This is a genomic window from Serratia sp. BIGb0234 (genome assembly GCF_024809915.1).
Lineage (GTDB): Bacteria > Pseudomonadota > Gammaproteobacteria > Enterobacterales > Enterobacteriaceae > Serratia > Serratia liquefaciens.
In genome coordinates this window covers 275,814-301,423 of sequence record NZ_JANUEI010000005.1, presented here as the reverse complement: position 1 = coordinate 301,423, position 25,610 = coordinate 275,814, and the positions used below count along the sequence as shown (strand labels likewise).

Below are 25,610 nucleotides of genomic sequence, written 5' to 3'. Positions count from 1 at the left end.
CTTGAAAGACGACGGGTAAGAGGACTGAACGATGAATGCCAATCTGCTACACGACATTATTTTCTACGTGATGTACGCCGCGCTGGCGATTGCACTGGTGATCATTATCGAACGTGCGTTGTATTTCGCCTATACCCAACGCCAGGCGCGTCGACTGGAGCAGGCGCTGACGTTGGATGTGCACCGCACGGCCGATCTGCCGGATGAGTTGACCCAGCGCAGCAGCCTGCCGCTGGCGGTAATTTCACCGGTGCTGGAGCAAAAACACCGTGCCGGTGACCGCGAGGCGATCGGTGATTTGATCGACGCTCAGTATTTGTTGAGCAAGCCGCTGATGGCACGGGGCCTGTGGTTGCTGGAAACTATCGTTACCGCGGCACCGCTGTTGGGGCTGCTGGGTACGGTGATGGGGATTATCGAAACCTTTAAGGCACTGGCTGCCTCGGGAGTGTCCGAGCCGAGCCTGGTTTCTGCCGGGATGGGCACCGCGTTGTACGCTACCGGACTGGGTATCGCCATCGCGCTGCTGTGCCTGGTGGGGAACAACTATCTGCAAAGCCGCATGGAGCGCATTAACGAACTGTTGAAGGTGCTGCTGATCCGCGCCGGTGCGCCGGGCAGCCGCCCGGAAAACGGCAGCCGCGAGCAACGGGTTGACAGCGAGGTGCCGCGCTATGCCTAATGGCCGTCATTCACGGTGGCCATTAGGCCGCCTTTACACTGCGTTATGGGGTGGTTGCCTGTTGATGTTGAGCCAGAATGCGGCGGCGCGCTTTGAAATTCCCGGCTACGAGCTGGTGTATACCGCACCGGTAGAAACCGCGTTGCAGGCGGATGACCTGCGCAACACTGCCGAAGTGTGGCAGCAGATGTTTGATGCGGCGAAAACCCGCATCGATCTGGGCCAGTTCTACGTGGCGAACCAACAGGGTTCGCTGCTGGATGGCGTGCTGCAGCATCTTAAAGCGGCGGGGGAACGTGGGGTAAAAATTCGTTTCCTGATGGAGGAGAAGGGCATCCGCATTTCTACTCCCGAAACGCTGGAACAGCTTAAGGCGATCCCGAATCTGGAGCTGCGTATCATCCCTTACCAGCGGCTGAGCGGCGGCATTCTGCATGCCAAATACCTGCTGGTGGACGGTGAACAGGCGTTTGTCGGCAGTCAGAACTTTGACTGGCGCGCGCTGGCGCACATCCATGAAACCGGGCTGCGCATCAGCGATGCCAGTGTGGTGCGGCAGATCCAGGCGATCTTCGAACAGGATTGGCAGGCGCAGGCGTTGCTGGCGGCGGAAAAACCGGTGCCCCAGCTGACGCCCCAACCCACGGTTGAACCGCTGCAGAGCAATTACCTGGTCGCCAGCCCGCGTGCCTACAACCCGGCGGGCGTGATTGATTCGCAGCTTGAGCTGCCGCGCCTGTTGGCTTCAGCCAGGCAGCGAGTGCGGGTACAGGTGATGGACTACGCGCCGTTGTCTTTTGGCCCGGACCGCACCCGGCCTTACTACGCGGTGATCGATAACGCCCTGCGCAGCGCTGCCGCGCGCGGTGTGCAGATTGAGCTGATGGTCGCTAACTGGAATACCAAAAAGCCGGATATCGCCTGGCTGAAAAGCCTGGCGCTGGTGCCGAATGTGCAGGTGAAAGTGGTCACCATTCCACCGGCAAGCAGCGGGTTTATCCCGTTTGCCCGAGTGATCCACAGTAAAATCATGACCATCGACGGCGAGATCGCCTGGGTGGGCACCAGCAACTGGACCGGTGGCTATCTGGACAATTCGCGCAATCTGGAGATTGTGCTGCACGACGTGAACATGAGCCAGCGGCTGGACAAGCTGTACAGCCAACTGTGGGACAGCCTTTACGCCGAACCGCTGAAACTGGATTACGACTACCCGACGCCCAAACCGGGCGGTGAGTCCTGAGATTGTCGGCAAATCCTCGTCAAGACTGAACCGGTAGGGTCGAACAGGTTCGACCCGATTTACCCCTTTTAATGCTGCGCCTCTACTCTTGGCTTTGCCGGATTATTTCCGCCAGCCGCTTTTTTCCAGTGCCGTCAGCAACTGTTCGGCGCTCAGTCCTTCCGCCCGATGGCCATTGCCGGAAACGGTATTGGCGGCCAGCAGGGCATTGATAATCGCCTCTTCCACCGCTTCTGCCGCTGCGGCAAACAGCTCGGAGATGTAATCGTTGTTCACCATGCGCAGCGGGGTGGTAAAGGCTCCTTTGTTGGCGTAGTCGGCAGGGGGGAGGCCGTCATTGCCGGTGGCGAAGGCGATAAAAATGTCGCCGCTCGAGTCTTCGGTACCGCCGCCGGTGCGGGCAATGCCGATGCTGGCACGTTGGGCCAGACGGGCGCATTGGTGCGGCAACAGCGGGGCGTCGGTGGCCAGGGTGACGACGATCGACCCCATGCCCGGGTGCGGCAGCTGCGGTGTAAACGGCGAGTGAATATGTGCCAAATGACGGCCCACCGGATAACCGCCCACCAGCAGCGACGCGCGTTTGCCGTGGTTGGCCTGCACGATGGCACCGACCGTCCAGCCACCGCGATCGGCAGGCAGGCGGCGCGAAGCGGTGCCGATGCCGCCCTTGAACTCATGGCAGATCATGCCGCTGCCGCCACCGACGGCACCTTCCTGGGGTAATCCTTCGTGTGCCGCCTGCAGTGCTTGCCGCACATGTTCAGGCTTGACGTGAAAACCGTTGATGTCGTTGAGCAGGCCATCGAAGGTTTCCATTACCACCGGCATATTCCAGTACACCGCGTCGTCGGCCGGCAGCGCTTCACGTTCCAGCGCGATCAGGCTGTCACGTACCACGCCGACGCTGTGGGTGTTGGTGAAGGCGATTGGGCTGGTGAGCAGGCCGGCTTCGCGGATCCACTCCAGCCCGGTGGCGTCGCCATTGCCGTTAAGCACATGCACGCCGGCAAAGCAGGGGGATTGCCGGGCCTGGCCGGCACGCGGTTCGATCACCGTGACGCCGGTACGCACGCTGCGCCCGTCGGGCAAATCGGCGTGGATGCTGGCGTGGCCGACGCGAACGCCGGGCACATCGGTGATGGCGTTCAGCGGGCCGGCAACGCCGTGGCCGATTTTAATGCCCAAATCCTGAGCGCGCTGCGACATGGTTATTCTCCTTCAATTGAGGGTTCAACGTGCGGGATAGCCTGCCGGGTGCGCATATAGCTCAGCAGCAGGCCAAAGCAGAGGATACCGGCAATGATAATAAAGTCTTTCAGGCTGCTGGCGATCAAAATTGTCCATAACACATACAGGCAGCCGATCAGCGCGATCGCCACCGGCAGCGGCCACAGCGGCATCAGATACGGGTGGTGGAAACGTACGCGGCGGCGACTGATCAGCGCGGCGACGGCCATGATGATGTACACCAGCAGCAGCAGGATCACGGTAAATGAGGTCAGATCGCCGAGGTTGGAGCAAAAGGCCAACAGCGCCGAGGGAATACCGAACAGCAGAGTGGCAATCCACGGCGTGCCGAAACGCGGATGGATGATTTTCAGCGCCCGGTTCACCTGCGGCAGCCAAAAACCGTCACGCCCGCTGGAGAACATCATGCGGCTAAACTGCGCCACGATGGCGATAATGGCGTTGAACACCGACAGGTAAATCGCGCCGCTGACCACCCGCGCCAGCGTCGGCCCACCCAGTTGGCTGACCACGTAGCCGACCGGATCGGCCTGTTTGGCCATTTCCGCCAGGGACGGCGCGCCAATCAGCAAAGCGGTGAAGGGCAGCAGCTCGACCAGTACCACGATCGCCAACGTCAGCATGATGGCGGTGGCCATGGGTTTGCCCTGCTCGCGCATGTCCTCCGCCATATACACCGCGGCACCGTAGCCGTTATAGGAAAACAGCGCGACGCCGACCATGGCGACGATCAGCGGTACGGAAACCGGTGCCAACACGCCTTCGGGGTTTAGCATCACCGGCGCGACGAGGATGTCCGCACTTTGGTGCGGGGTGCTAAAGCCCAACCAGGCGATTAACCCCAGCACCGCGATTTCAACCACCAAAAAGGTGCCGGTCAGCAGCGCATTGGCCTTGATGTTGAAAATGGCGCAGGCTCCGCCGATCAAGATGGTGATCATCCCGGCGGTAGAGGCGTCGAACTGAGTCCCCAGCGCGGTGTTCAAATAAGGCACGGCACCGGTGGCCAGCACCGCCGGTACGAACAGCGCGGCACTGAGAATAAACAGGTAAGTTTGCAGCCCGCACAGGGTGCCGAACAGGCGTTTGATAATGCTGTATTCGCCCCCGGCGCTGGGATGCGCCGCACCGAGTTCGGCGTAGCACAGGGCAATAGTGGCGGCGATAAAGGCAGCGATCAGAAATGAGATAAAGGCACCGCTACCGGCGCTGGCGATCGCCAGCGGAGCAATAACGAAAATTGAGCTGGCGGGCGTGACGCCGGAGGCGGTAATCATCACCACGTCGAGGACGCTGAGATTACCTTTGAATTTGTGTTCTGGTGTGGGCTCAGTCATTCAAAACTCCATTAACGCGTTAGTGGGTTATTTTGCGGGCGGCGATCGTACGGTAGAGCCTTGCGATGGCATGCCGCTGCCCGGGCCTGATTAAATGGAGCGCGTGGAAAACGAGGCGAATTTCTTCGCCTCTAAAAAATCATTATGATTATTATGAAATTACCCTTGCCCGGACGGGAAGCTGAAGGTGGCATGCTGGGCGTCATGGGAAGAAGGCCAGCGCTGGGTAATGGTTTTGCGCTTGGTGTAGAACCTGACGGCATCCGGGCCGTAGGCGTGCAGGTCGCCAAACAGCGAGCGTTTCCAGCCGCCGAACGAGTGATAAGCCACCGGCACCGGCAGCGCAACGTTGATCCCCACCATACCGACCTGAATATGACTGGAAAAATAACGCGCCGCCTCGCCGTCGCGGGTGAACAGGCAGGTCCCGTTGCCGTACTCGTGGGCGTCTATCATCGTCATCGCCTCCTTCAGCGATCCGACCCGAACCACGCCCAGCACCGGGCCGAAGATCTCCTCCTGATAAATCCGCATGCCCGGCCGCACGTGGTCAAACAGCGTTGGGCCAAGGAAATAACCCTGGCTGATTTGCCCGCTGTCGTCCCGCACCGCCAGCTCGCGACCGTCGACCACCAGGGTAGCTCCCTCCTCAACACCCTGATCGATATAGCCTTTCACTTTCTCATAATGCTGTTGGGTGACCAGCGGTCCCATGTCGTTGCGGTTATCGTTACCGGCACCGACCCGCATGGCCGCCATTTGCCGCTGTAACCCGGCAACCAACGCGTCGGCCGTGCCGTCTCCTACCGCCACCACCAGCGGGATGGCCATGCAGCGTTGTCCGCAGGAGCCGAACGCCGCACCCATCAGCGCACTGACGCTGCCGGCGATGTCGGCATCCGGCAGCACCACAGCATGGTTCTTCGCGCCGCCCAGCGCCTGCACCCGTTTGTTCTGGCCACAACCGGTGTGATAGATGTGCTCCGCTACCGGCGTAGAGCCGACAAAGCTGACGGCTTTGACCCGGGGATCGTGCAGCAGGGTGTCCACCGCCTCGCGGTCGCCGTTGACCAGGTTCAGCACTCCCGGCGGCAGCCCGGCTTCGGACGCCAGTTGAGCGATATACAGCGTGGAGGAAGGGACGCGTTCGGAAGGTTTCAACACAAAGGTGTTGCCGCACACCACCGCCATTGGCCACATCCACAGCGGTACCATCGCCGGGAAGTTAAACGGCGTGATGCCTGCCACCACTCCCAGCGGTTGAAACTCGCTCCAGCTGTCGATGCCCGGCCCGGCATCCTTGCTGTGTTCGCCTTTCAGCAATTCCGGCGCATAGCTGGCGTACTCAATATTCTCGATGCCGCGCTGCAGTTCGCCCATGGCGTCGCTGAGCACTTTGCCATGCTCGGCGGTGATCAACCGGCAGATGGCATCGGCATGCTGTTCCAGCAGCGTTTTTAGACGCATCATCACCCTGGCCCGCTTTAGCGGTGGCGTATCGCGCCAGGCTGGGTAGGCTTGCTCGGCGGCGTCGATGGCGCTTTCTACCGTGGCGCGGTCGGCCAGTAACACCTCCTGATGCGACAGCCCGGTAGCCGGATCGTAAACCGGCTGGCTGCGGGTTCCGCCGGTGGCGGACTGGCCGTTGATCCAATGTGCAATTGGCATGGCTTGCGCTCCTTTATTATTCGGTTGCGTTGATAGCGTCGCCGAGGGCGTTGATCAGCGAGTCGATCTGCGCCTCGCTGCTGATAAACGGCGGTGCCAACTGCAGGGTGTCGCCGCCATAGCGGACATAAAACCCGCTTTCCCAGCAGCGCATCGCTACTTCATACGGCCTGCGTGCCGCTTCGCCCGGTCGGGACGCCAGCGTGATACCCGCCGCCAGACCGAAGTTGCGAATGTCGCTGATGTGGTTGCTGCCCTGTAAGCTGTGCACTGCACGTTCGAAATGAGGGGCCAGCGCCTGCACCCGTTCGATCATCTGTTCGCGTTCAATGATATCCAGCGTCGCCAGCCCCACCGCACAGCTGACCGGATGGGCGGAGTAGGTGTAGCCGTGCGGGAATTCGAGCAAATATTCCGGTTCATCGGTGGCCATGAAGGCCTGGTAAATTTCGGGGCGAACTACCACGGCCCCCATCGGCTGTGCGCCGTTGGTGACCTGTTTGGCAATATTCATGATGTCCGGCGTGACGCCGAATGCCTCGGCGCCGGTCAATGCGCCGCAGCGGCCGAAGGCGGTGATCACTTCGTCAAAAATCAGCAGAATATTGTGTTGAGTACAGATCTCGCGGATGCGTTGCAGATAACCGACCGGCGGTACGATCACCCCGGCCGAGCCGGAGAAGGGTTCGACAATCACCGCGGCGATGGTCGAGGCGTCACGCAGCGCGATGATGCGGTTGAGTTCTTCCGCAAGCTCGACGCCTTGCTCGGGCATGCCGCGCGAAAAGGCATTTCCCGCCAGTTGGGTATGGGGCAGGTGGTCCGCTTCGGCGCTGGCGCCAAAGGCTTTACGATTGCCGGCAATGCCGCCCACCGCGATGCCGCCAAAGTTAACGCCGTGGTAGCCCTTCTCGCGACCGATAAAACAGGTTTTACCCGCCTGGCCCTTGGCTCGCCAATAGGCACGCGCCATTTTTAACGAAGTGTCTGCCGCTTCGGAGCCGGAACCGGTGAAAAACACATAGTCCAGTCCGGCCGGGGTCATGGCCTTGATTTTGTTCGCCAGCTCGAAAGATAAGGCATGGCCGAACTGAAACGCCGGGGAATAATCCAATCGGGAAAGTTGCCGGTGAGCGGCATCGGCAATTTCCTGGCGGCCATGGCCCAATCCGCAACACCACAACCCGGATAACCCGTCAAAAATCTTGCGACCGTCCTGGCTGGTATAATAAACGCCTTGCGCGTGGCTTATCATTCTCGGGTTGGCTTTAAAATTACGGTTGCCGGTAAAAGGCATCCAATGTGCTTCTAACCATTCACGGTCGGCTTTATTTTCACGTTGATTTAAATCAGCCATTTTTCCCTCCGAGGGGGAGAATAGGTACGGTTAATTAACTATGCCCGTCATCTTTTAAATTGCAGCGTTGTTATCTGCACCAGCTCAGCCCAGTTACTTACTTGAGTAAGCACCTGTGCTGAGTGAGCTGGCCGCCTGGCTGCAACTATAAAAGCTAGAGGGTATAAATAAACGTGTTAATGAATTGTTGAGTGAAATTGACTATGTTCTGCTTCTTCACTAATGTGAATAATCATATGTCGAAACTTACTTAAGGTTTTATGCAAGTAAAAAAGCGCGCATTGTTGGGCCAGTTATCGGATATGGATCTGCGGTTGCTGCGGGTATTTAAGGCGGTGGTCGACTGTGGCGGCATGAGCGCCGCCGAGCTGGAGCTGAATATCAGCCTGTCGACCATCAGCAAGCATATCAAGGATTTGGAACAGCGACTGGGCCTGACGCTGTGCCACCGCGGGCGCGAGGGGTTTGCGGTTACTGACGAAGGGCTGCTGATATATCAGGAAACCGTGAATCTGTTGGCGGCGACCGAGGCCTTTCGCCGTGGGGTGGATGATGTGCATCAACGCCTGGGTGGGCAGCTGCACGTGGCGATATTCGACCATACCGTCAGTAATCCTCAGGCGCATATCGGCCGGGCGATTGCCTTATTCAGCGAGCAGGCGCCGGATGTCTCTTTGCAAATGTATGTGGAACCGATAAATACCATTGAACGCGGCGTCATTGACGGCCAATTTCAAATTGGCATTATTCCCATGCACCGCAGTGCGGAAAGTTTATCTTATAGTTCGTTATTTCATGAGAGGATGTTCTTATATTGTGGCGCGCAGCATGAATTATTTTCCGCTAACCATGAAATACTAAATTGGGATCTGTTGCACAATTATGCCTTTGCCGGGTTAGGCTACCATTCGCCGAATATGGAACTGAGCCTGCAGCAGCATTTACATCGCAAGGCAACGGGGTTTGCCCAGGAGTCGATCGCGACCCTAATTCTTTCCGGTAAGTACGTCGGCTTTCTTCCCGACCACTATGCAGCGTTTTTTGTCGCGCAAAATATGATGCGCGCCATCAAACCGACGCTGTTCCGTTATCACTGCGAATATTCCAGCGTGCTGCGGCGTTCGCCCAGCCCGCAGCGGGTGGTCAAGCTGTTCCACGAATGCCTGCTGGCGGCTCATGGAACAGCTTAATGTTTACTGATCTTTCTTCTTGCCAAAAATCTTGATCAGCAAGCCGACCAGGATGCCAATCGCGATGCCGGTGAAAATCCAACTGATGATGCCCATGTCCAATCTCCCGCTATTACTTTGATCTGATTATATAATCATTCGATGCGGAATGCGCCTTCGATCATCTGCTGCCGCTGCGGCGCGCTGTAGTCGATCAACGAGTTCTTGCTGTTGGATTTTGCCAGCGTCACCGCCAGTTCGTCGGCGGAAATCGGCAGGTCATCCTGCCAGAAACTGGCGATGGCATTGCGGGTAATAAAGTCGATCAGGTAGCGTTCCGGGCTGTCATGCTGCTCGGGGAACAGGCGGGCGGCAAGCTCAGCCATCAGCGCCCGCTGCTGCGGTTGTTCGCTTTTCGCCAGCAGTTCGAGGAACGGCAGCAGCAGGCGACCACAGACCTGGCCGTGGTGATAATCGCGCAGGGCGCCAATCTCGCCGGCGATGCCGTGGATCACTCCCAGCCCAGCGGCGCTCAGCGTCAGGCCGCCAAGGTAAGAGGCTTGCATAATCGCCTCGAGAGCCTCGGCGCTGCGATTGAGCGCAGGCCAGGCCTGCAGGAAGTGGCGAATGCCGGTCAGCGACATCTCGCGCGTCATGGTATTGGCGGTTTTGGACAGATAGGCCTCGAACAGGTGGGTAAAGGCGTCGATGGCGCAGTAGGCCAGCACCTTGTCCGGTGACCCTTGCAGCAGCTGCGGATCCAGGATGGCGGTGTGCGGCACAAAGTTGTTATGGCGCAGCGAGGCTTTCACCTTGCTCACCTGGGTGTCGGTGATCACCGCATTTTGCGTGACTTCACTGCCGGTACCGGCGGTGGTCGGGATAGCAATCAGCGGCAGGGTTGCACCGCTGATTTTTGTGTCGCCGATCTTTTCCATATAGCGCAGGGTGGGCAACGGGTGCTCGACCAGCGCGGCAAAGGCCTTGGCAGCATCCAGCACGCTACCGCCGCCAATGGCTACCACGCGTCTTACCTTGCCGCGCCAGCGCGCGACCCAGGCGTCTATCTCTTGCGGTGAAGCCTCGTGACTGACGATTTCGGTGCCGAGCAGCAGTGGCGTCAATCCGTCTGCCAGTGAGGAATACACCGTGCCATTGAGGAATGATCGACAGCTAAACAGCAGCGTCGGCTGTGGCTCGGCGGTCAGTAGCGGGATCAGTTGGCTGATGCTGCCGTGGCCGAACCAGGTCTGGCGGTTGGCAATGGTCAGGCTGGTAGTCATGTTCTCTCCTTGGCACGCGAAAACCACAGCATAAGCCAGCCTCTGCGGCTGAACCACTGCTTTTCGCTGCCTGAAAGCGATTCCGTTAATATATTAATCCAGCCTCGTTCGACCACGCCGCAATAATCTGGCGAAGGTGTGATTTGTTTAACATGTAAACGATTCTGCTGTTGCATTTGGCGCTATTGAGTGTTTTCTATAACAAACAGGCCACGGCGTAGCCGGAATAAAGTGATTGTTAATTTATTAATGATGGCGGGGCGAAGATGAATATTCAGGTGGAACGGTTATCCGCAGTGATAGACGCAGTAGCAACCCAAGGTTTCTATCCCAACCTGTTGGCCTGGCTGGAAGGGTTCTTCGCCTTTGATAGCGCCATTGTTTACGCGTTTGAACGCGGCCAGGCACCGCGTTGCCTGATCAAAACCGAGCGAGAAAACAGTGACGCGGTCAATCAACTCTATCAACAGGGCGCTTACCTGCAGGATCCGTTTTACCAGGCGCTGAATGACGGTGGCGGCGGCGAGGTGCTGACCCTGCGCCAGTTGGCTCCCTGCGGCTTCTACCATACTGATTATTACCGTAACTTTTACCGCAAGACCGGCTGGCATGATGAAGCCGGCGTGCTGCTGCCTCTGACGCCGGAACGCGGGTTGGGGGTGTTTTTCGGCTCGGCGCGCCAGTCGGTGGGCGTGCGTTATCCGCAGTTGGCTGAGTTGCGTGATGCGCTGACGCTGCTCAAGAGCGTCGCGCGGCTGCATGGCGAAGTGGTCCTCGCCCCGGCAGAACCAGAAAGGGTGACGGATCATGCGGTGCAGGCACGTTATCTGTTGACGCCGCGCGAGCGCGAAATAGTGGATCTGATCCTGGACGGCTGCGGCTCGCAGCAAATTGCCGATCGGCTGTTCATCAGCCTGGGAACGGTGAAAAACCACCGCAAGAATATCTACGGCAAGCTGGCGATCGGTTCGCAGGCCGAACTGTTCAATCTGCTGTTGGCCACCCCGCTGCGCCGCAGCGCCTGAGTGTTAATTATTTGTTGCGAATGTCCCTAAAGGGACATGGCGGCGTCGCGCCCACCTCCTGATAATCCGATGTTATGGCATAGGGTCTTCGGGAGTGCGACAGTGAACAATAATATCGAATCGTTAACCTACTACGCGGCAACCAAAAAATACGATCTGCGCTTTCCGACGCTGGAAGAAGATCTGGACGTTGACGTGGTGATCATCGGCGGTGGTTTCTCCGGCATCAATACCGCCCTGGAGTTGGCTGAGCGCGGCATCACCAATATCGCCATACTCGAAGGGCGCTACCTGGGCTACGGCGGCACCGGCCGCAATGGCGGGCAGGTGATGGCCGGTATCGGTCACGATCTGGAAAAAATCAAACGCCACGTCGGCCCCTCAGGGCTGGAAACCATCTTCAAAATCAGCAACCTCGGCGCCGGGATTATTCGTGAGCGCATCAAGAAGTACGAGATTGATGCCGATTTCTGTTTTGGCTACGGCTACCTCGGCAGCAATGCACGCCAGGAGAAAACCCTGCGCAGCTGGCTGAAGGAATTCAAGGCGGTATCGCCGGATGAAGAGATTGAACTCTACACCGGCGCAGAGGTGAAACAGGTCGTGGGGTCAGATGCCTATACCTGCGCATTGAAACACATGGGCGGCGGCCACGTGCATTCGCTCAACCTGCTGTTGGGCGAGGCGAAGGCGCTCAGCGGCTACGGCGTAAAAATCTTCGAAAACAGCAGCGTGCTGGGCGTGGAATACGGTTCGCGCATCAAAGTGCGCACCGCCATGGGCTCAGTACGTGCCAACAAGATGCTGTGGGCGTGCAACGGTTTCCTCAACGGCATGGAGCCGTTCATCTACAACAAAACCATCAATACCTACGCGTTCCAACTGGCGACCGAACCCTTGCCTGAAGAACTGATCCGCCAGATCAGCCCGATCCGCGGTGCCTACAGCGATATCCGTCCGGTGATCGATTATTACCGGGTGACCAATGAAAACCGGCTGCTGTTTGGCAGCGCCACCCGCTTGATCGAATACATCCCGTCGGATCTTAAGGCCTGGAACCGCAACCTGATGCTGAAAGTGTTCCCGTACCTGCATGACGTGAAGATCGACCTGGCCTGGGGCGGGCCGCTGTGTTGCAGCGCCAACCTGTTCCCGCAGATCGGCACCTTGCCGCAGCATGACAACGTGTTTTATGTGCAGGGTTATTCCGGCTTTGGCGTAACGCCGAGTCATATCGTTTGCAAAGTGTTGGCAGAGGGCATGAGCGAAGGATCGGATCGTTACGATCTGATGAGTTCGATTCCGCACGTCAATATCTTCGGTAAAGACAAGCTGCGACGGGTAATGACCACCGCCGGCAAGGTTTGGCACCAGACGTCCGGCTACTGGAAAGGTCGTCGCTAATTTTTATCACAGGAGAGAAACATGAAACCATTACTGCTTAAGCAACCGCTGCCTGAACTGTTGGACATTGGCAGCGTCAGCAACCTGGGCGCCACGGTGATCGCCGGTGAGCCAAATGTCGGGGTGGCGAGCCTTTTCGGTGAGCCGACCGATAACCTGAACTGCGGTATTTTCAGCTGCACGCGCGGCACCTTTGTAATGGAGTATCCGTTCTCCGAACACGCCACGGTGTGGGAAGGTAGCGCGACGCTGACCGACGAAAAAACCGGTAAATCCGTGCAGTATCAGGCCGGGGATTCGTGGTTTGTCGAAAAAGGCACCCCGGTACGCTGGGAGATCACCTCGGATCGTTTTGTAAAACATTACCTGGCGATCGTTGAAGGCTGATCGTTAACTGGCCCCTCTCCGCCGGGAGAGGGGTATTCAGCTATCCCAGCACCCGTTCGATAAAGTCGGTGATCCGCCTTAATATCTGATCCTTGTTGGTTTCGTTAAAACTCTCGTGCCGCCCGCCTGGATTGACCATCGCTTCGAAATCGCTGCCCTTGAGCCGATCGATCGCGGTTTGCGATTCCGCCATTAACACCAGCCTGTCGTCATCACCATGTATCCACAGCGTAGGTAGCGTGCCGAAGCCCGGGCCGGCGTTGATTTTTGCCAGGATCTGCTGCATTGCCCGCAGCGTCGGGCGTTTGAACGGCCCGTGCCACACCAGCGGGTCGGCCTGATAGGCTTCCCCCACCGACGGATCACGCGACAGGGTGGCAGTATCGAGCGGCGTGTCTGGGATCTCTGGCAGAGTAAGCAAATCCGAAATCAGGGTTCTTTCGCCAATCAAGGGGCCGGAAAGCACCAGCGCACGCACGTCATCGCCATAACGTTGAACGTAGCGGGTGGCAATCATCCCGCCCATGGAATGGCCGATAACCACCAGGGGGACGCCAGGATGCAGCCGCTGAAAATGCTCCGTTACGCGTCGAACGTCGTCGACCACGGCGTCATAATCTTCAATCAATACGCGTTCGCCCTGCGAAAGCCCATGGCCGAGATGATCGGGGCCGAACACCCGCGCACCCTGCGCTTCCAGCGTACGAGCGACGTACTGATAACGGCCGAGATGCTCGCCGTAACCGTGCACCAGCAGCGCCAGAAAGCGCGGTCGGTCATGGCCCCAGTCATGCACGGCAATATCGCCATGCCCACCTTTGATAAAGCTGATCTTCTGTTCAGACATCGTATTTTCTCATCGGAAGGGTCATATTCAGCGTAGCGGCAAAGCGGAGAATGGGTAGGGGCACTGCGTGCGGTGCCCCAGGATATTTAGCGAATGAAGTGCTGTGCCAGCGCATCGATAGCCTGGCGTTGGAACAGATTGAAGGCGTCTCGCGGCTGCTGTTGGCGGATGAATGCCAACAGCGGATCTTCGACCTCGGTGCGAATACCGCTAAGCTGCTCCATCACCGCCAGCCCGCAGAAGGGCACGTAGGACTCGGCATAACCGCCCTCATGCACCATCACCAGCTTTCCATCGCACAGGCGGTCGGCGGCGTCCTGTACCAGGGCCGTCATGCTGCGGAAACTGTCGCTGTGCAACTGCATGCGCGCCAGCGGGTCGAGGGCATTGGCGTCGTAGCCGCAGGCAACAATGATCAGCTCGGGTTTGAAGCGCTCGAGTGCCGGGATCACTATCTGTCGCATGGCATACAGATAGCCGTCGTCACCGGCGCCCGCCAGCAGCGGAACATTGATGTTAAAGCCTTCTCCCGCCCCGGCACCGCGGTCCTGTTCACCGGAGTAGCCCGCCGGGAAGCAGCCGTCCTGATGCAGCGACAGCGTCAGGACGTCGTCACGTTGCCAATAGATATGCTGCGTACCATTGCCGTGATGCACGTCCCAATCGAGCACCGCCACTTTGCCCAATCCGTATTTGGCCCTGGCCCGCTCGATGGCGATCGGGATATTGGCCAGAAAGCAGAACCCCATCGATTGATCCGGCAGGCAATGGTGGCCCGGTGGGCGCGACAACGCATAGGAGTTATCCAGGTAGCCCTGCAGCACCGCTTCGACCGCCGCGCAGGCCAGCCCGGCGGACAGTTTGGCTATCTCGTAGCTGCCCGGCCCCAAAGGTGCTTCCTCACCCAGCATGCCGCCGCCGTTATCACTTAGCTGTTTGAAACGTTGCAGATAGTCGGCCGGATGAATGCGTAACAGGTCTTCTTCCGTCGCCATGTCGGCACTTAGCAGCTGGATCTGTCGCGACAGGCCGGACACGTCCATCAGGTTTTTCATCCGCCGTTTGGTTTCCGGCGATTCGGCATGGCCCGCCCCTGAAGGCGGTTGCACCCAGCCACCGACCGGCAGCGTGGTGGCATGCAGGCCGGTGCTGTGCCAGAAACAGCGTTCATCAAACAAGAAACCGGTTTTTCTTTTCACCTTATTACTCCTGTTAAACGGCGCGTTGAACGCGCGGTGAAGCCAGCGAAATCAGCAGCAGCGACAGCAGCGCACTGCCCAGCGCCCCGACCAGCAGCCTGTCGAAACCGCCTGAAGACTCAATCCAATAACCGGCCAGCGTTGGGCCAATCGCCATGCCGCCGCCAATCACCAGATTGATGTTGTTCATCAGCTTGCCGTTGTTATCCAGCCCGGCGACGCGGGCCAGGATAAACGGCAGCACAAAGGTCCAGGTAAACTTGAACAGCACCGCCGCCAGCGCAAAACGCAGCAGCTGCGGCGTGTGGAACAGCAGCGCAATGCCGGCGAGCAACAAGCCGTAACTTAGCCAGATCAGCCCATTGCCGCCTCGCCTGGCGTTGATGAACGCCGCACCGCCGGCGCCAGCGATGCCAAACAGCGTGGCGGCCGCCAGCACCTGGCCGCTGCTGACCGGCGAAAGGCCGGCCGCGTGGGCGATACTGCCGATAAAGGTCCAGACTGCGCTCAGGCTGATATAAAAGGTCAGCACCGCCAGGACGGCGAAGACTTTACGCAGCCATGGCGTTGCCGTGGTATGGGCGGTGGATTGCGCACGGTGAAAGCCGCTGGGAAAGGCGGAAAGCAGCGGCAGGCAGCACAGCATGATGGCCGCCAGGATCAGGTATACCGCCATCAGGCCAAAATGGGCGAACAGCAAGGGCAGCACCAGCAGCCCAACGGCGCCAAGCATCAGTTGGCCCAGCACCCACAAGGCGTAAACCCGGCTGGGGTTGGCGGTGCCACCGGCACAGGTGATACACAGGATCATCAGCGTGCCGCCAGCCAAAGAGGCGATGAAACGCAGCCCCAGTAACAGGTGAAAATCACTGACCATTGCCGACGCCAAATTGCCGACGATAAACACCCCCGCAGCCAGGGTTGCCACCCGGCGCCAGTTAACGCGGCTGATCCACCACCAGGCGGGCAGGGTGGCGAGGCTCATGGCCCCCAGCTCAGTGGAAAACAGATGGCCGATTTGCGCGGGGGTGAGCGACCATTGGCTGGCCAGCTGTGCGGCAACCGCCGGGGCGGTCATCAGGATGCCCGGTGCAATGGCGGCAAAGATGATGATGGCGGTCAGCAGCCGCGGCGGGCAGGGGAGAGCCGCCCCGGCAGCGGGTACAGAAACGGAATCACTGGACATAATAATTATCCCCGCAGGTTAAGCCTGAGTCAGATATAACCGCGTTGCCGTATTCTGGGCAGGCGGAAACCGCGCCATGAATGGCGAATAATTAACGAACTTATTTTCTCCACTATAAGCCGATGTTATGGCTCTATTTATTAACCGTGGGCAATAAAGCTGCTGGCCACCAATTCGGTACGGTTGACCACTTCAGTTTTGGCAAAAATATTGCGCATATGGGTTTTTACCGTTGAAAGCGAAATACCCAGCTTCAACGCTATGCGTTTATTACTGGCGCCCTCACGCACCATATTGACGATCTCCTGCTCTTTGGCGGTGAGCAGGCGGGCTTCCCCGTCGGGCAACAGGTCGCGGGTCGCCAGTTCGATCAGCGGCATCACCGCCCGCAGGCGACCGCGTTCCAGTTCGGTAAACGGCGTATCGCGGATCAAGGACACCCCGGCAACGATACGTTTACGCTGCCGAATAAAGATCTCCGTCATGTCGCGCATATCATTGGGCAGCATAAAATCATGATAGTAATGGCGGTTATTGGCGATTGCCGCCGGGCTCATGCCGACCATATTGATGTCCTGCTGGTGAAAGTTGGCAGGCTTGAGCGGATCTATCTGCTGGAAATGGTTCAAGTACTGCTGATGGGTTTTATCGGAGATGCCGTGCAAAATATAGTGGTCTGGCCGCAGGTCCTGGTTAACCAAATAAAACACCCCTGCGGACACCGGGATCAGGTGCGCAATGGTGGTCAAACAGCTGTTGATAAAGGCATCGGACGATGCAATGTGCATGATTCATTTCCTCCCTTTATCGTTCGGTCTGGAATATTCGGTCAATATGTGAACGATACAAGCATAGTGATAGCAATTGTGCAACACAATAAATACATATTAACAACGTGAGCCTGATTGCAATAAAACACATAAATAACAAGGCAACGAAGAGGCCTCGGCAGCGACAGTGCCGCACGAGTGTCGATATTTTATTAATATATTAACGAATGACCTGTGGCCTTCCTGCTGAATTTACTGCAATTTCCCCCTCGGCGTGGTGACCCCCTGCGATATCACCGGCCAGTCTCGCCGCTGATGCCGCTCCCCACGGCTCGTTCTTAAGAACGATAGACAGCCTTAATCCCGTTTGTTCTCCCTGTGAAAACCTTTTCCGGCCAACGAAAACCATAACGGTTGATTGGGCACCAAAGGTAAGACGAAAAAGCTATGGTTTGGCCTCGTCCTTAAGGACGATAGTCAGCATTTTCTTTTCCTCTCTATAGTGATATTGCCGCCACTGGCGACGAAACACCTGCAAAAGCACCATCAGGGCCAAACGATAAAACTATAAGAGGACATAACCATGAACCTGTCGTCGCGGCTTCATGCCCATCTTGAGCGGGGCAAGGTCGGATTCCCCACCACGCTGGCCAGCTCGGTCGGGGTGATTATGGCCAGCCCGGTGATCCTCACCGTGACCAGCGGTTTCGGCATCGGCGGCGATACCTTCGCGCTGGCGATGCTGATCGCCTTTATCATGATGCAGGCCCAGCTCACCACCTTCTCGGAAGCGGCGGCGATCTTGCCGACCTCCGGATCGGTCTATGACTATATCGCCTGTGGTATGGGACGCTTTTTTGCCATTACCGGCGCGCTGTCGGCCTACCTGATCGTACATATCTTTGCCGGGACCGCCGAAACCATTCTCTCCGGCATTATGGCGCTGGTGAATTTTGAGCACCTTAATACCCTGATGGAAACCCACAATGCTTCCTGGATGGTGGGGGTGGGGTTGGTCATCGTGTTCGGTGCACTCAACGCCTTCGGCATCGAGGCCTTCGGTAAAGCGGAGATCGTGCTGACCTTCGCCATGTGGAGCACCCTGGTGATATTTGGCATTACCGGGCTGCTTTCGCCGCACGCGGTACCGCTGGAAGGCTGGTTCGGCAGCACGCTGAGCCTGAGCGATCCCTTTGCGGTATTCAGCCTGATCGGCATGGCGATGTTTATGTTCGTCGGTTGTGAGCTGGTCACGCCGATGGCACCGGAGATCAAACGCTCCGCCAGCGTGATCCCACGGGCGATGTCGCTGGGGCTGTGTGGCGTGGCGGTGTGCATGGCGTTGTACGGCGCGGCGCTCAGCCATCAGGTGGAAAACGTGGTGGTGGACGCCGCCAACGGCGTTCATCTGCTGGATACGCCGATGGCGATCCCGGCTTTTGCCGGTCAGGTGATGGGCGAGTTCGGCAAATACTGGTTGGGTATCGGGCTGCTGCTGGCCGGGGCGGCGACCATCAACACGCTGATGGCGGCGGTGCCGCGTATTCTTTACGGCATGGCGCTGGACGGGGCATTGCCACGTATCTTCGCCTATCTGCACCCCCGTTTTAAAACCCCGGTGGTAGGTATTCTGGTCGCGGTATTGATCCCCTGCGTGCATGCCTTTGCCATTCAGGGCAATCTCGACCGTATTATTCCGCTGGTGCTGGCGGCGGTGTGCGCCTGGGGCGTGGCCTACCTGCTGGTCACCTGCTCGGTGGTGATCCTGCGTATTCGCCGCCCGGATCTGCCACGCGCTTACAAATCTCCCTGGTTCCCGCTGCCGCAAATTGTCTCCAGCGTGGGCATCGTGCTGGCGATTATCTATATCACCCCGCCGGGCATGGATCCGCATGCCGTCTATATCCCGTTCAGCATCATGATTGGCCTGACTGCTGCCTATGCGCTCTTCTGGACCCTGTGTGTGCAAAAGGTCAATCCGTTTAAACCGGTGCCGGTCGAACAGGTATTGGAAACGGCCTTTGCCAAAGCGGAAAGCGAGGAGGCCCAGTTTGATCGGCTTACTTCCCTCACTTAATCGCTACTGGCAGCGCTCCCCGGCGGGCTACCAGCCGGGCGTCACCCTCAGCCGGCTGGCGAACAATCTGCAGCCCTATGCCTGCGAGCGCCTTTCGCCCTGCCTGCTGCGCCTGACCTTGCCGCAGGGGCCGGTTATCGACATTAACGAACAGGTCAGCGCGCTGTTTATGGCGCATATCGTTAGTCAGCGTTTCTGCGTGCAGGGGGCGTGCTCGCAGAAGGAGCCGCTGACGCTACGCATTAACGCCGGCGGTTGGTTGCGGCGACGCGGCGTGGTTTATCGCGCGACCCGGGATGATACCGCAGCGCAGCGAATGATTGCCGCTCTGCGGCGCTATCCGCAGATTGCCGAAACGCTGGAGCAGCTGGATTTTCGGCGTATCCAACTGACGGTCGCGGCCGGTCATTGGCGGCTGGAGATCGAACATTTCGCCGCTTCGGAAGTGGTCAGCCGTTTGCCTGCCGGTCGCCGCTATCTGCGGCTGGAACCGGAGCAGCGGCGCTTGCTGCTGAGCAGCCTGCTGATGATCGGCCAATTGATGGAGAAACTGGATGAGTAGAGTGGTGGTGATTACCGGCGGCGGCACCGGCGTGGGGGCTGCGTGCGCCAGGCTGCTGGCGAGCAGGGGCGATCGGGTGTTTATCATCGGCCGCCGCCGTGAACCTCTGATGGCGCTGGCGGACGACATTGGCGCGCAGGCATTGGTGGGAGATGCGGCCAGCGGTGAATGCTGGCAAAGCCAGCTGTTGCCGGCCATTTTGCAACAGGCCGGGCGCATTGATTGCCTGATCTGCAGCGCCGGCGGGATGGGGATGGGGCGCATTACCGAAATGAACGATGACCAGTGGCGTCAGGCACTGGACAGCAACCTCAACAGTGCTTTTGCCAGCGCCCGCGCCTGCCTGCCGGAGCTGGTGAAAACCGGCGGCAACCTGCTGTTTGTCGCCTCTATCGCTTCGCTGGCCGCCGGGCCGGAGGTGTGCGGCTACGTGACCGCCAAACATGCGCTGATTGGGCTGATGCGCTCCATCGCTCGTGACTACGGCCCGCTGGGCGTGCGTGCCAACGCGGTGTGTCCCGGTTGGGTCACTACGCCGATGGCGGATGAAGAGATGCAGCCGCTGATGGCTGAGTACCACCTCACGCTGGAGCAGGCTTACCAACGGGTATGCCGCGACGTGCCGCTGCGTCGCCCGGCCAGCGCCGAAGAGATCGCCGCTATCTGCCGTTTTCTCTGTTCGGAGGACGCGTCGATCATTACCGGTGCGGCGCTGGTGGCCGACGGCGGCTCCACCATCGTCGACGTACCGACATTGGCTTTTACTTCCCTTTAAGGAGCATCAAATGAGTACAGAAGCGGTATTTATTCAGGTTGGCGCACTGGCGGAAGGCTTTGCGCCGCACAGCAATACGCTGGAACAGCAGCATGGGTTGAGCGGTAACACGCTGACATTACGTTTTGCCGACGGTGAAATGCTGAGTTGTCACTTTGTCGATGAGCAGACGCTGAGTTGGGGGGAGTACAGGGGCATCGCTTATCGCGCCACCAGCATCCGCCCCGGCATTCTGTTTATCGATTTTCTCGATCCCGCACAGGAGAACGCCAGCATCACGCTGGTGTGCGATCGCAACCAGGGTAATTTCACGGCGGTGTATGGCCAGTTGCCGGATGAGGAACAAGCCCGTCTGGACGCCTTCAGCCGGGTTGAGCAAGGGCTGCCGCTGACGGCGGTCAACGTTGAATTCCACTTTGGCACGCTGGATAACGCCGATGTTGCGCCGCCAGAGTTCACCGACGAGCTGATCGGTATGCGTAACATGTATACCTACAGCCCGACCGAGCGTTACGAACACATTTATCTGAACGACAATTTCTACGCCTGGCAGTGCCTGGACGGCGTGGAGAAAGGGCTGGCGGATGTCGATCGCTGCCACTACGTGAAGGTGGCCGAACAGCTGTACCTGTTTGTCTGGCGAGAGAAGATTGTGCCGACGCTGGGCGTGGTCATGATCGATCTGCAGGGCATGCGTACCGACGGCAAGATCCTCGGCTATCAGGGCAGTGATTTCAGCGCGCTGAGCAATTTTGCGGTAGGCGCCCATGCGCAGGTGCTGAACACCACCCACCATCCACGGGGATAGGCCGATGAATGCAACCTATGCGGCTGATGCGTTCAAGGGGCAGGTGGTGCTGGTGACGGGCGGTGCGCAGGGCATCGGGCTGGCGATCGTCAGTGCCTTTGCTCAGTTGGGCGCGACGGTGGTGATGGCGGATCTGCAGCTGCAAAAAGCGCAGGATGCCGCCGAGACGCTGCAACAGCAGGGCGGGCAGGTCCAGGCGATGGCCTGCGATCTGGCCGATCCGGGGCAGATTGCCGAACTGGTTGCAGCGGTTGGGCAGCAGCATCAGCGGCTGGACGTGGTGATCCATAACGCGGCTTACTTCCCGCTGACGCCCTTTGCCGAGATTGACGCCGTGTTATTGCAACGCACGCTGAGCGTTAATCTGATGGCGCCGTTCTTTCTGGCGCAGGCGGCTTTACCCTGGATGCAACGTCAGGGCGGGGGCTGCATTTTGGTGACGTCGTCGGTGACCGGGCCACGGGTCGCCTATCCGGGGTTGGCGCACTACGCCGCTTCAAAGGCCGGAGTAAACGGGTTTATTCGCGCGGCGGCGCTGGAACTGGCGGCGGCTGGCGTCAGGGTCAACGGTGTGGAGCCGGGAATGATCCGCACGCCGGCGATGGCCAATCTGGGGGGCGCGGCGGTCAATCAGGCGATTGCGGCCGCAGTGCCGCTCGGGCGATTGGGGGAGCCGGAAGACATCGCGGCGGCGATGGTGTTTCTCGCCTCACCGGCGGCCGCCTATATGACCGGCCAAACGCTGGTGGTGGACGGCGGCGCGTTGCTCCCCGAGGCTCATCCTGTTCTTTCTTGACGTTGGCTCACCCCAGTCACTAGTAAGCGCCAGGGGACTCACGCCCTGGCCGCCTGGCTGCAACGCCAATTAATCAGAGGATGATAATCGGAAGGATCATTTCTTTGTGGGATGAGCGGTCACGTTGGCGGGCAGTTTATCCCCCAGGGTGATCAGCTCGTCCAGTAAGGTCATCAACTGGTCCATTTTCTGCTGTGAAAATGCGGCTTCGATTTCAGCGTACCCCTGTTCTACCTGGTGGCGCGCCACTTCATACAGCTCCTGACCCTGCTGGGTGAGAGACACGTACAGCTTGCGCTGATCGTTAACCGGTTTCAGGCGGAAAATCAGCTTATCGCGTTCCATGCGCGACAAAATGCCGGTCAGGCTGGGGCGCAGGATGCAGGTTTCTGCCGCCAATTCGTGGAATTCGATCGAACGGCTGTTGGCCAAAACGCGAATGATGCGCCATTGCTGTTCGGTCAGGTTATGGCTTTTCAGGATCGGGCGAAAAAAGCCCATGGCGGTTTCACGCGCTTGCAGCAGGGCAATGGTTAAGGACTCATGCATAGATTTGGCCTTGGCTATAAAGGTGTTCGTTATTCTGGCATTTACCGTTGTGGCTCAGCAGGTGGCCGTGCGGACACTGCAATACCCCTATCGGTAAATCCTGATTTTATTAATAACTTAATAGTAGCCAAGTTTACCCAGATGGATAAAGCGAAAACGCATCCGCAGCGGTAAAAATCACCTAAAAATGATTAATTCGTTGAATAATCACGCCAATGTTCATGGGTTGTGAATATTTTGTTATCACGATCACAAATCAATCCACCGGCGTTGCGTAAAAGCTGAACAGCGTATAAAAGTATTCATTAACATATTAATGAATGCCGAATTGCCCTGTTGTGTCATTGAAAGGAGTTTGCATGAAAGGCACCGTATTTTCCGTCGCGTTGAATCACCGCAGCCAGATAGACGCCTGGGATCAGGCGTTTCATCAGCCGCCGTATAAAACCCCGCCGAAGACCCCGGTGTGGTTTATCAAACCGCGCAATACCCACCTCGCCAACGGCGGGGCGATCCCGTTTCCTGCCGGTGAGCAAGTGCAAAGTGGCGCCACGCTGGCGGTAGTGATTGGCAACACCGCCCGTAAGGTGCCGGCCGAACGGGTCGCCGACTATCTGGCCGGTTATGCGCTGGCCAACGACATCAGCCTGCCGGAAAGCAGCTTCTACCGTCCGGCGATCAAGGCGAAATGCCGTGACGGTTTTTGCCCGTTGGGGGAGATCGGTTCATTGGTGACCACCGATGCGGTGGAGATCATCACCGAAATCAACGGGGTAGAGCAGGATCGCTGGTCGACGGCCGATTTGGTGCGTTCGGTGCCGGAACTGATCGCCGCCATCAGCGATTTTATTACCCTGCAGCCGGGCGACGCAGTGCTGATCGGCACGCCGCACCAGCGGGTGGAGATCAAACCTGGAGATGAAGTGAGGGTGCGTGCCGCCGGTTTGCCGACCCTGACCAACCGCGTAGTGCAGGCAGGAGAAACCGCATGAGACACGCCCGTATTCGCCATCATGGCCAAATTGTTAATGTCAGCGTCGACGAGCAACTGCGCGTGACGTTGCCGAACGGCACGGTGTTGCCAGAGCAGGACGTCGAGTGGTTGCCACCGGCGCAGGGCACGGTGTTTGCCCTGGGGCTGAACTATGCCGATCACGCCAGCGAGCTGGAATTCAAGGCCCCGGAAGAGCCGCTGGTGTTCCTCAAGGCGCCGAACACCCTGACCGGCCATCGGCAGGTTTCGGTACGTCCGGCCAACGTCGACTATATGCACTACGAAGCCGAGCTGGTGGCGGTGATCGGCAAGACGGCGCGTAACGTCAGCCGCGAAGATGCGATGGCGTACGTGGCGGGCTACACGCTGTGCAATGACTACGCCATTCGCGACTATCTGGAAAACTATTACCGCCCGAATCTGCGGGTGAAAAGCCGCGATACCCTGACGCCGATTGGGCCGTACATCGTCGATCGTGACGATATCGCCGATCCGCACCGTCTGGCACTCAGCACCTACGTCAACGGCGAGCTGCGCCAGCGCGGCAGCACCGCCGACATGATTTTCGATATCCCCTACCTGATCAGTTACCTGAGTGAATTTATGACGCTGCAGCCGGGCGACATGATCGCCACCGGCACGCCGAAAGGGCTGGCCGACGTGCAGCCGGGCGATGAAGTGGTGGTGGAGATTGAGGGCATCGGCCGCCTGGTTAACCACATCATCAGTGAAAAAGATTACGAGGAAAGCCTGCGATGAAAACCATCAACCATTGGATTAACGGTAAAAACGTAGCCAGCAAAGAGTATTTCACTACCACCAACCCGGCCAACGGCGAGGTGCTGGCAGAGGTCGCTTCCGGCGGGCAGTTGGAGATCGATCAGGCGGTGGCTGCCGCCAAGGCTGCGTTCCCGAAATGGGCCAATACGCCAATGAAAGAGCGTGCTCGCCTGATGCGTCGTCTGGGCGAGCTGATTGACGAGAACGTGCCGCAGATTGCCGAGATGGAAACCGCCGACACCGGTCTGCCGATCCACCAAACCAAAAACGTGCTGATCCCGCGTGCTTCGCACAACTTTGAGTTCTTTGCCGAGATCTGCCAGCAGATGAACGGCCGTACCTATCCGGTGGACGACAAGATGCTCAACTACACGCTGATCCAGCCGGTGGGGGTGTGTGCGCTGGTGTCACCGTGGAACGTGCCTTTCATGACCGCAACCTGGAAGACCGCGCCTTGCCTGGCGCTGGGCAATACCGCGGTGCTGAAAATGTCCGAGCTGTCGCCGCTGACCGCCGATCGCCTGGGTGAACTGGCGCTGGAAGCCGGCATTCCGGCCGGGGTACTCAACGTGGTGCAGGGTTACGGCGCCACCGCCGGGGATGCGCTGGTGCGTCATAAGGACGTGCGTGCGGTGTCCTTTACCGGCGGCACCGCCACCGGACGCCGGATCATTGAAAGCGCGGGCTTGAAGAAGTTTTCCATGGAGCTGGGCGGGAAATCGCCGGTACTGATTTTCGAAGATGCCGACATCGAACGTGCGCTGGACGCCGCGCTGTTCACCATTTTCTCGATCAACGGTGAACGCTGCACCGCCGGTTCGCGCATCTTTATTCAAGAGAGCATTTACCCGGAATTCGTCAAACGTTTTGCCGAGCGCGCCAACCGCCTGCGCGTAGGCGATCCTCAGGATCCCAACACGCAGGTTGGGGCGTTGATCAGCCAGCAGCACTGGGAAAAAGTGTCCGGCTATATCCGCCTCGGGCTGGAAGAAGGCGCCACCCTGTTGGCCGGTGGCCCGGACAAACCGGCTGGCCTCAGCCACGGCAACTTCCTGCGCCCAACGGTGCTGGCGGATGTCGACAATCGGATGCGCATCGCGCAGGAGGAGATTTTCGGGCCGGTGGCCTGCCTGCTGCCGTTCAAATCGGAAGAAGACGGCCTGCGCATGGCCAACGACGTGGAGTACGGCCTGGCGTCGTACATCTGGACGCAGGATGTGAGCAAGGTGCTGCGTCTGGCCCGCAATATTGAAGCGGGGATGGTTTTCGTCAATACCCAAAACGTACGCGATCTGCGTCAGCCGTTTGGCGGCGTGAAATCTTCCGGCACCGGCCGCGAGGGCGGGGAATACAGCTTTGAAGTGTTCGCCGAGATGAAGAACGTGTGCATTTCCATGGGGGACCACCCGATCCCGCGCTGGGGCGTTTAAGCCTCAAACCATAATAAAAAAGAAGGAGATG

General features: G+C 58.7%; 24 protein-coding genes. 14 read left to right on the top strand and 10 right to left on the bottom strand.

What is annotated here, in order from left to right:
• Window positions 1-31 precede the first annotated feature (31 nt).
• The gene (locus M2407_RS19410) at window positions 32-682 is read left to right on the top strand and encodes a MotA/TolQ/ExbB proton channel family protein (RefSeq protein ID WP_130016135.1); all 651 of its coding nucleotides are present in this window, start codon (window positions 32-34) and stop codon (window positions 680-682) included.
• A complete protein-coding gene (locus M2407_RS19405; RefSeq protein WP_142816013.1) occupies window positions 675-1,925 on the top strand; it encodes a phospholipase D-like domain-containing protein in 1,251 nt (416 codons plus the stop codon). The genes M2407_RS19410 and M2407_RS19405 overlap by 8 nt, the downstream gene beginning before the upstream one ends.
• Before the next feature lie 102 nt (window positions 1,926-2,027).
• On the opposite strand, the gene M2407_RS19400 is transcribed toward M2407_RS19405, so the two are convergent.
• The 4 genes from M2407_RS19400 to M2407_RS19385 all read right to left on the bottom strand — a co-directional run bounded on the left by M2407_RS19400 (window position 2,028) and on the right by M2407_RS19385 (window position 7,538).
• Complete coding sequence (locus tag M2407_RS19400) at window positions 2,028-3,134, bottom strand: P1 family peptidase (protein ID WP_020825062.1); 1,107 nt, start codon at window positions 3,132-3,134, stop codon at window positions 2,028-2,030.
• Between the two features lie 2 nt (window positions 3,135-3,136).
• A complete protein-coding gene (locus M2407_RS19395; RefSeq protein WP_020825063.1) occupies window positions 3,137-4,513 on the bottom strand; it encodes an APC family permease in 1,377 nt (458 codons plus the stop codon).
• A gap of 159 nt (window positions 4,514-4,672) precedes the next feature.
• On the bottom strand, window positions 4,673-6,181 hold the full coding sequence (locus tag M2407_RS19390) for a CoA-acylating methylmalonate-semialdehyde dehydrogenase (protein ID WP_259218951.1): 1,509 nt from the start codon (window positions 6,179-6,181) through the stop codon (window positions 4,673-4,675).
• Between the two features lie 16 nt (window positions 6,182-6,197).
• Complete coding sequence (locus M2407_RS19385; RefSeq protein WP_259218950.1) at window positions 6,198-7,538, bottom strand: aspartate aminotransferase family protein; 1,341 nt, start codon at window positions 7,536-7,538, stop codon at window positions 6,198-6,200.
• 260 nt (window positions 7,539-7,798) lie between these two features.
• Between M2407_RS19385 and M2407_RS19380 the strand changes: the two genes are divergently transcribed.
• Window positions 7,799-8,728, top strand: a complete 930-nt coding sequence (locus M2407_RS19380; protein WP_020825066.1) for a LysR family transcriptional regulator — start codon at window positions 7,799-7,801, stop codon at window positions 8,726-8,728.
• A 134-nt stretch (window positions 8,729-8,862) separates the two neighbouring features.
• On the opposite strand, the gene M2407_RS19375 is transcribed toward M2407_RS19380, so the two are convergent.
• The gene (locus tag M2407_RS19375; protein ID WP_129983278.1) at window positions 8,863-9,990 is read right to left on the bottom strand and encodes an iron-containing alcohol dehydrogenase; all 1,128 of its coding nucleotides are present in this window, start codon (window positions 9,988-9,990) and stop codon (window positions 8,863-8,865) included.
• A gap of 266 nt (window positions 9,991-10,256) precedes the next feature.
• Between M2407_RS19375 and M2407_RS19370 the strand changes: the two genes are divergently transcribed.
• The 3 genes from M2407_RS19370 (at window position 10,257) to M2407_RS19360 (ending at window position 12,806) form a co-directional block, all read left to right on the top strand.
• A complete protein-coding gene (locus M2407_RS19370; RefSeq protein WP_259218949.1) occupies window positions 10,257-11,015 on the top strand; it encodes a response regulator transcription factor in 759 nt (252 codons plus the stop codon).
• Between the two features lie 102 nt (window positions 11,016-11,117).
• A complete protein-coding gene (locus M2407_RS19365) occupies window positions 11,118-12,419 on the top strand; it encodes an FAD-binding oxidoreductase (RefSeq protein ID WP_044554061.1) in 1,302 nt (433 codons plus the stop codon).
• Window positions 12,420-12,440: 21 nt separating this feature from the next.
• On the top strand, window positions 12,441-12,806 hold the full coding sequence (locus M2407_RS19360; protein WP_046374581.1) for a cupin domain-containing protein: 366 nt from the start codon (window positions 12,441-12,443) through the stop codon (window positions 12,804-12,806).
• Window positions 12,807-12,846: 40 nt separating this feature from the next.
• Here M2407_RS19360 and M2407_RS19355 read toward each other — a convergent pair whose 3' ends face one another.
• From M2407_RS19355 to M2407_RS19340, 4 genes are all read right to left on the bottom strand, one after another.
• Window positions 12,847-13,653 (bottom strand): alpha/beta hydrolase, encoded by an 807-nt coding sequence (locus M2407_RS19355; RefSeq protein WP_115060203.1) that lies wholly within the window; start codon window positions 13,651-13,653, stop codon window positions 12,847-12,849.
• 86 nt (window positions 13,654-13,739) lie between these two features.
• Window positions 13,740-14,852, bottom strand: a complete 1,113-nt coding sequence (locus tag M2407_RS19350; RefSeq protein WP_259218945.1) for a class II histone deacetylase — start codon at window positions 14,850-14,852, stop codon at window positions 13,740-13,742.
• A gap of 13 nt (window positions 14,853-14,865) precedes the next feature.
• Window positions 14,866-16,038 (bottom strand): MFS transporter, encoded by a 1,173-nt coding sequence (locus M2407_RS19345; RefSeq protein ID WP_259218943.1) that lies wholly within the window; start codon window positions 16,036-16,038, stop codon window positions 14,866-14,868.
• A 140-nt stretch (window positions 16,039-16,178) separates the two neighbouring features.
• Window positions 16,179-16,826 carry a LuxR C-terminal-related transcriptional regulator gene (locus tag M2407_RS19340; RefSeq protein ID WP_046374577.1) on the bottom strand — a complete coding sequence of 216 codons (648 nt, stop codon included), beginning with the start codon at window positions 16,824-16,826 and terminating at the stop codon, window positions 16,179-16,181.
• A gap of 565 nt (window positions 16,827-17,391) precedes the next feature.
• Between M2407_RS19340 and M2407_RS19335 the strand changes: the two genes are divergently transcribed.
• Genes M2407_RS19335 through M2407_RS19315 form a run of 5 tightly spaced genes read left to right on the top strand, consistent with a single transcriptional unit; the run spans window position 17,392 to window position 21,826 of the window.
• Window positions 17,392-18,885 (top strand): APC family permease, encoded by a 1,494-nt coding sequence (locus tag M2407_RS19335; RefSeq protein ID WP_201895771.1) that lies wholly within the window; start codon window positions 17,392-17,394, stop codon window positions 18,883-18,885.
• A complete protein-coding gene (locus tag M2407_RS19330) occupies window positions 18,860-19,447 on the top strand; it encodes a DUF3156 family protein (RefSeq protein WP_259218942.1) in 588 nt (195 codons plus the stop codon). The genes M2407_RS19335 and M2407_RS19330 overlap by 26 nt, the downstream gene beginning before the upstream one ends.
• The gene (locus tag M2407_RS19325; RefSeq protein WP_142816002.1) at window positions 19,440-20,222 is read left to right on the top strand and encodes an SDR family NAD(P)-dependent oxidoreductase; all 783 of its coding nucleotides are present in this window, start codon (window positions 19,440-19,442) and stop codon (window positions 20,220-20,222) included. Before M2407_RS19330 ends, M2407_RS19325 begins: the two co-directional genes overlap by 8 nt.
• A 10-nt stretch (window positions 20,223-20,232) precedes the next feature.
• A complete protein-coding gene (locus M2407_RS19320; protein ID WP_020825079.1) occupies window positions 20,233-21,030 on the top strand; it encodes a molybdenum cofactor biosynthesis F family protein in 798 nt (265 codons plus the stop codon).
• 4 nt (window positions 21,031-21,034) lie between these two features.
• On the top strand, window positions 21,035-21,826 hold the full coding sequence (locus M2407_RS19315) for an SDR family oxidoreductase (protein WP_128865546.1): 792 nt from the start codon (window positions 21,035-21,037) through the stop codon (window positions 21,824-21,826).
• Between the two features lie 96 nt (window positions 21,827-21,922).
• Here M2407_RS19315 and hpaR read toward each other — a convergent pair whose 3' ends face one another.
• Window positions 21,923-22,375 (bottom strand): homoprotocatechuate degradation operon regulator HpaR, encoded by a 453-nt coding sequence (gene hpaR / locus M2407_RS19310; protein ID WP_041415197.1) that lies wholly within the window; start codon window positions 22,373-22,375, stop codon window positions 21,923-21,925.
• A gap of 359 nt (window positions 22,376-22,734) precedes the next feature.
• Between hpaR and M2407_RS19305 the strand changes: the two genes are divergently transcribed.
• From M2407_RS19305 to hpaE, 3 genes are read left to right on the top strand one after another with little or no spacing between them, the layout of a single operon-like run.
• On the top strand, window positions 22,735-23,367 hold the full coding sequence (locus tag M2407_RS19305) for a fumarylacetoacetate hydrolase family protein (protein WP_046374572.1): 633 nt from the start codon (window positions 22,735-22,737) through the stop codon (window positions 23,365-23,367).
• The gene (locus tag M2407_RS19300; RefSeq protein ID WP_115060190.1) at window positions 23,364-24,128 is read left to right on the top strand and encodes a fumarylacetoacetate hydrolase family protein; all 765 of its coding nucleotides are present in this window, start codon (window positions 23,364-23,366) and stop codon (window positions 24,126-24,128) included. Before M2407_RS19305 ends, M2407_RS19300 begins: the two co-directional genes overlap by 4 nt.
• Window positions 24,125-25,579, top strand: a complete 1,455-nt coding sequence (hpaE, locus tag M2407_RS19295; RefSeq protein ID WP_020825084.1) for a 5-carboxymethyl-2-hydroxymuconate semialdehyde dehydrogenase — start codon at window positions 24,125-24,127, stop codon at window positions 25,577-25,579. Before M2407_RS19300 ends, hpaE begins: the two co-directional genes overlap by 4 nt.
• Window positions 25,580-25,610: the final 31 nt, after the last annotated feature.

Coding starts and splice junctions, on each gene's coding strand:
- M2407_RS19335 (WP_201895771.1), top strand. CDS start 17,392: ATGAACCTGTCGTCGCGGCTTCATGCCCATCTTGAGCGGGGCAAGGTC.
- M2407_RS19390 (WP_259218951.1), bottom strand. CDS start 6,181: ATGCCAATTGCACATTGGATCAACGGCCAGTCCGCCACCGGCGGAACC.
- M2407_RS19375 (WP_129983278.1), bottom strand. CDS start 9,990: ATGACTACCAGCCTGACCATTGCCAACCGCCAGACCTGGTTCGGCCAC.
- M2407_RS19300 (WP_115060190.1), top strand. CDS start 23,364: ATGAGACACGCCCGTATTCGCCATCATGGCCAAATTGTTAATGTCAGC.
- M2407_RS19410 (WP_130016135.1), top strand. CDS start 32: ATGAATGCCAATCTGCTACACGACATTATTTTCTACGTGATGTACGCC.
- M2407_RS19400 (WP_020825062.1), bottom strand. CDS start 3,134: ATGTCGCAGCGCGCTCAGGATTTGGGCATTAAAATCGGCCACGGCGTT.
- M2407_RS19380 (WP_020825066.1), top strand. CDS start 7,799: ATGCAAGTAAAAAAGCGCGCATTGTTGGGCCAGTTATCGGATATGGAT.
- hpaE (WP_020825084.1), top strand. CDS start 24,125: ATGAAAACCATCAACCATTGGATTAACGGTAAAAACGTAGCCAGCAAA.
- M2407_RS19320 (WP_020825079.1), top strand. CDS start 20,233: ATGAGTACAGAAGCGGTATTTATTCAGGTTGGCGCACTGGCGGAAGGC.
- M2407_RS19345 (WP_259218943.1), bottom strand. CDS start 16,038: ATGTCCAGTGATTCCGTTTCTGTACCCGCTGCCGGGGCGGCTCTCCCC.
- M2407_RS19370 (WP_259218949.1), top strand. CDS start 10,257: ATGAATATTCAGGTGGAACGGTTATCCGCAGTGATAGACGCAGTAGCA.
- M2407_RS19385 (WP_259218950.1), bottom strand. CDS start 7,538: ATGGCTGATTTAAATCAACGTGAAAATAAAGCCGACCGTGAATGGTTA.
- M2407_RS19405 (WP_142816013.1), top strand. CDS start 675: ATGCCTAATGGCCGTCATTCACGGTGGCCATTAGGCCGCCTTTACACT.
- M2407_RS19305 (WP_046374572.1), top strand. CDS start 22,735: ATGAAAGGCACCGTATTTTCCGTCGCGTTGAATCACCGCAGCCAGATA.
- M2407_RS19315 (WP_128865546.1), top strand. CDS start 21,035: ATGAATGCAACCTATGCGGCTGATGCGTTCAAGGGGCAGGTGGTGCTG.
- M2407_RS19340 (WP_046374577.1), bottom strand. CDS start 16,826: ATGCACATTGCATCGTCCGATGCCTTTATCAACAGCTGTTTGACCACC.
- M2407_RS19395 (WP_020825063.1), bottom strand. CDS start 4,513: ATGACTGAGCCCACACCAGAACACAAATTCAAAGGTAATCTCAGCGTC.
- M2407_RS19325 (WP_142816002.1), top strand. CDS start 19,440: ATGAGTAGAGTGGTGGTGATTACCGGCGGCGGCACCGGCGTGGGGGCT.
- M2407_RS19355 (WP_115060203.1), bottom strand. CDS start 13,653: ATGTCTGAACAGAAGATCAGCTTTATCAAAGGTGGGCATGGCGATATT.
- hpaR (WP_041415197.1), bottom strand. CDS start 22,375: ATGCATGAGTCCTTAACCATTGCCCTGCTGCAAGCGCGTGAAACCGCC.
- M2407_RS19360 (WP_046374581.1), top strand. CDS start 12,441: ATGAAACCATTACTGCTTAAGCAACCGCTGCCTGAACTGTTGGACATT.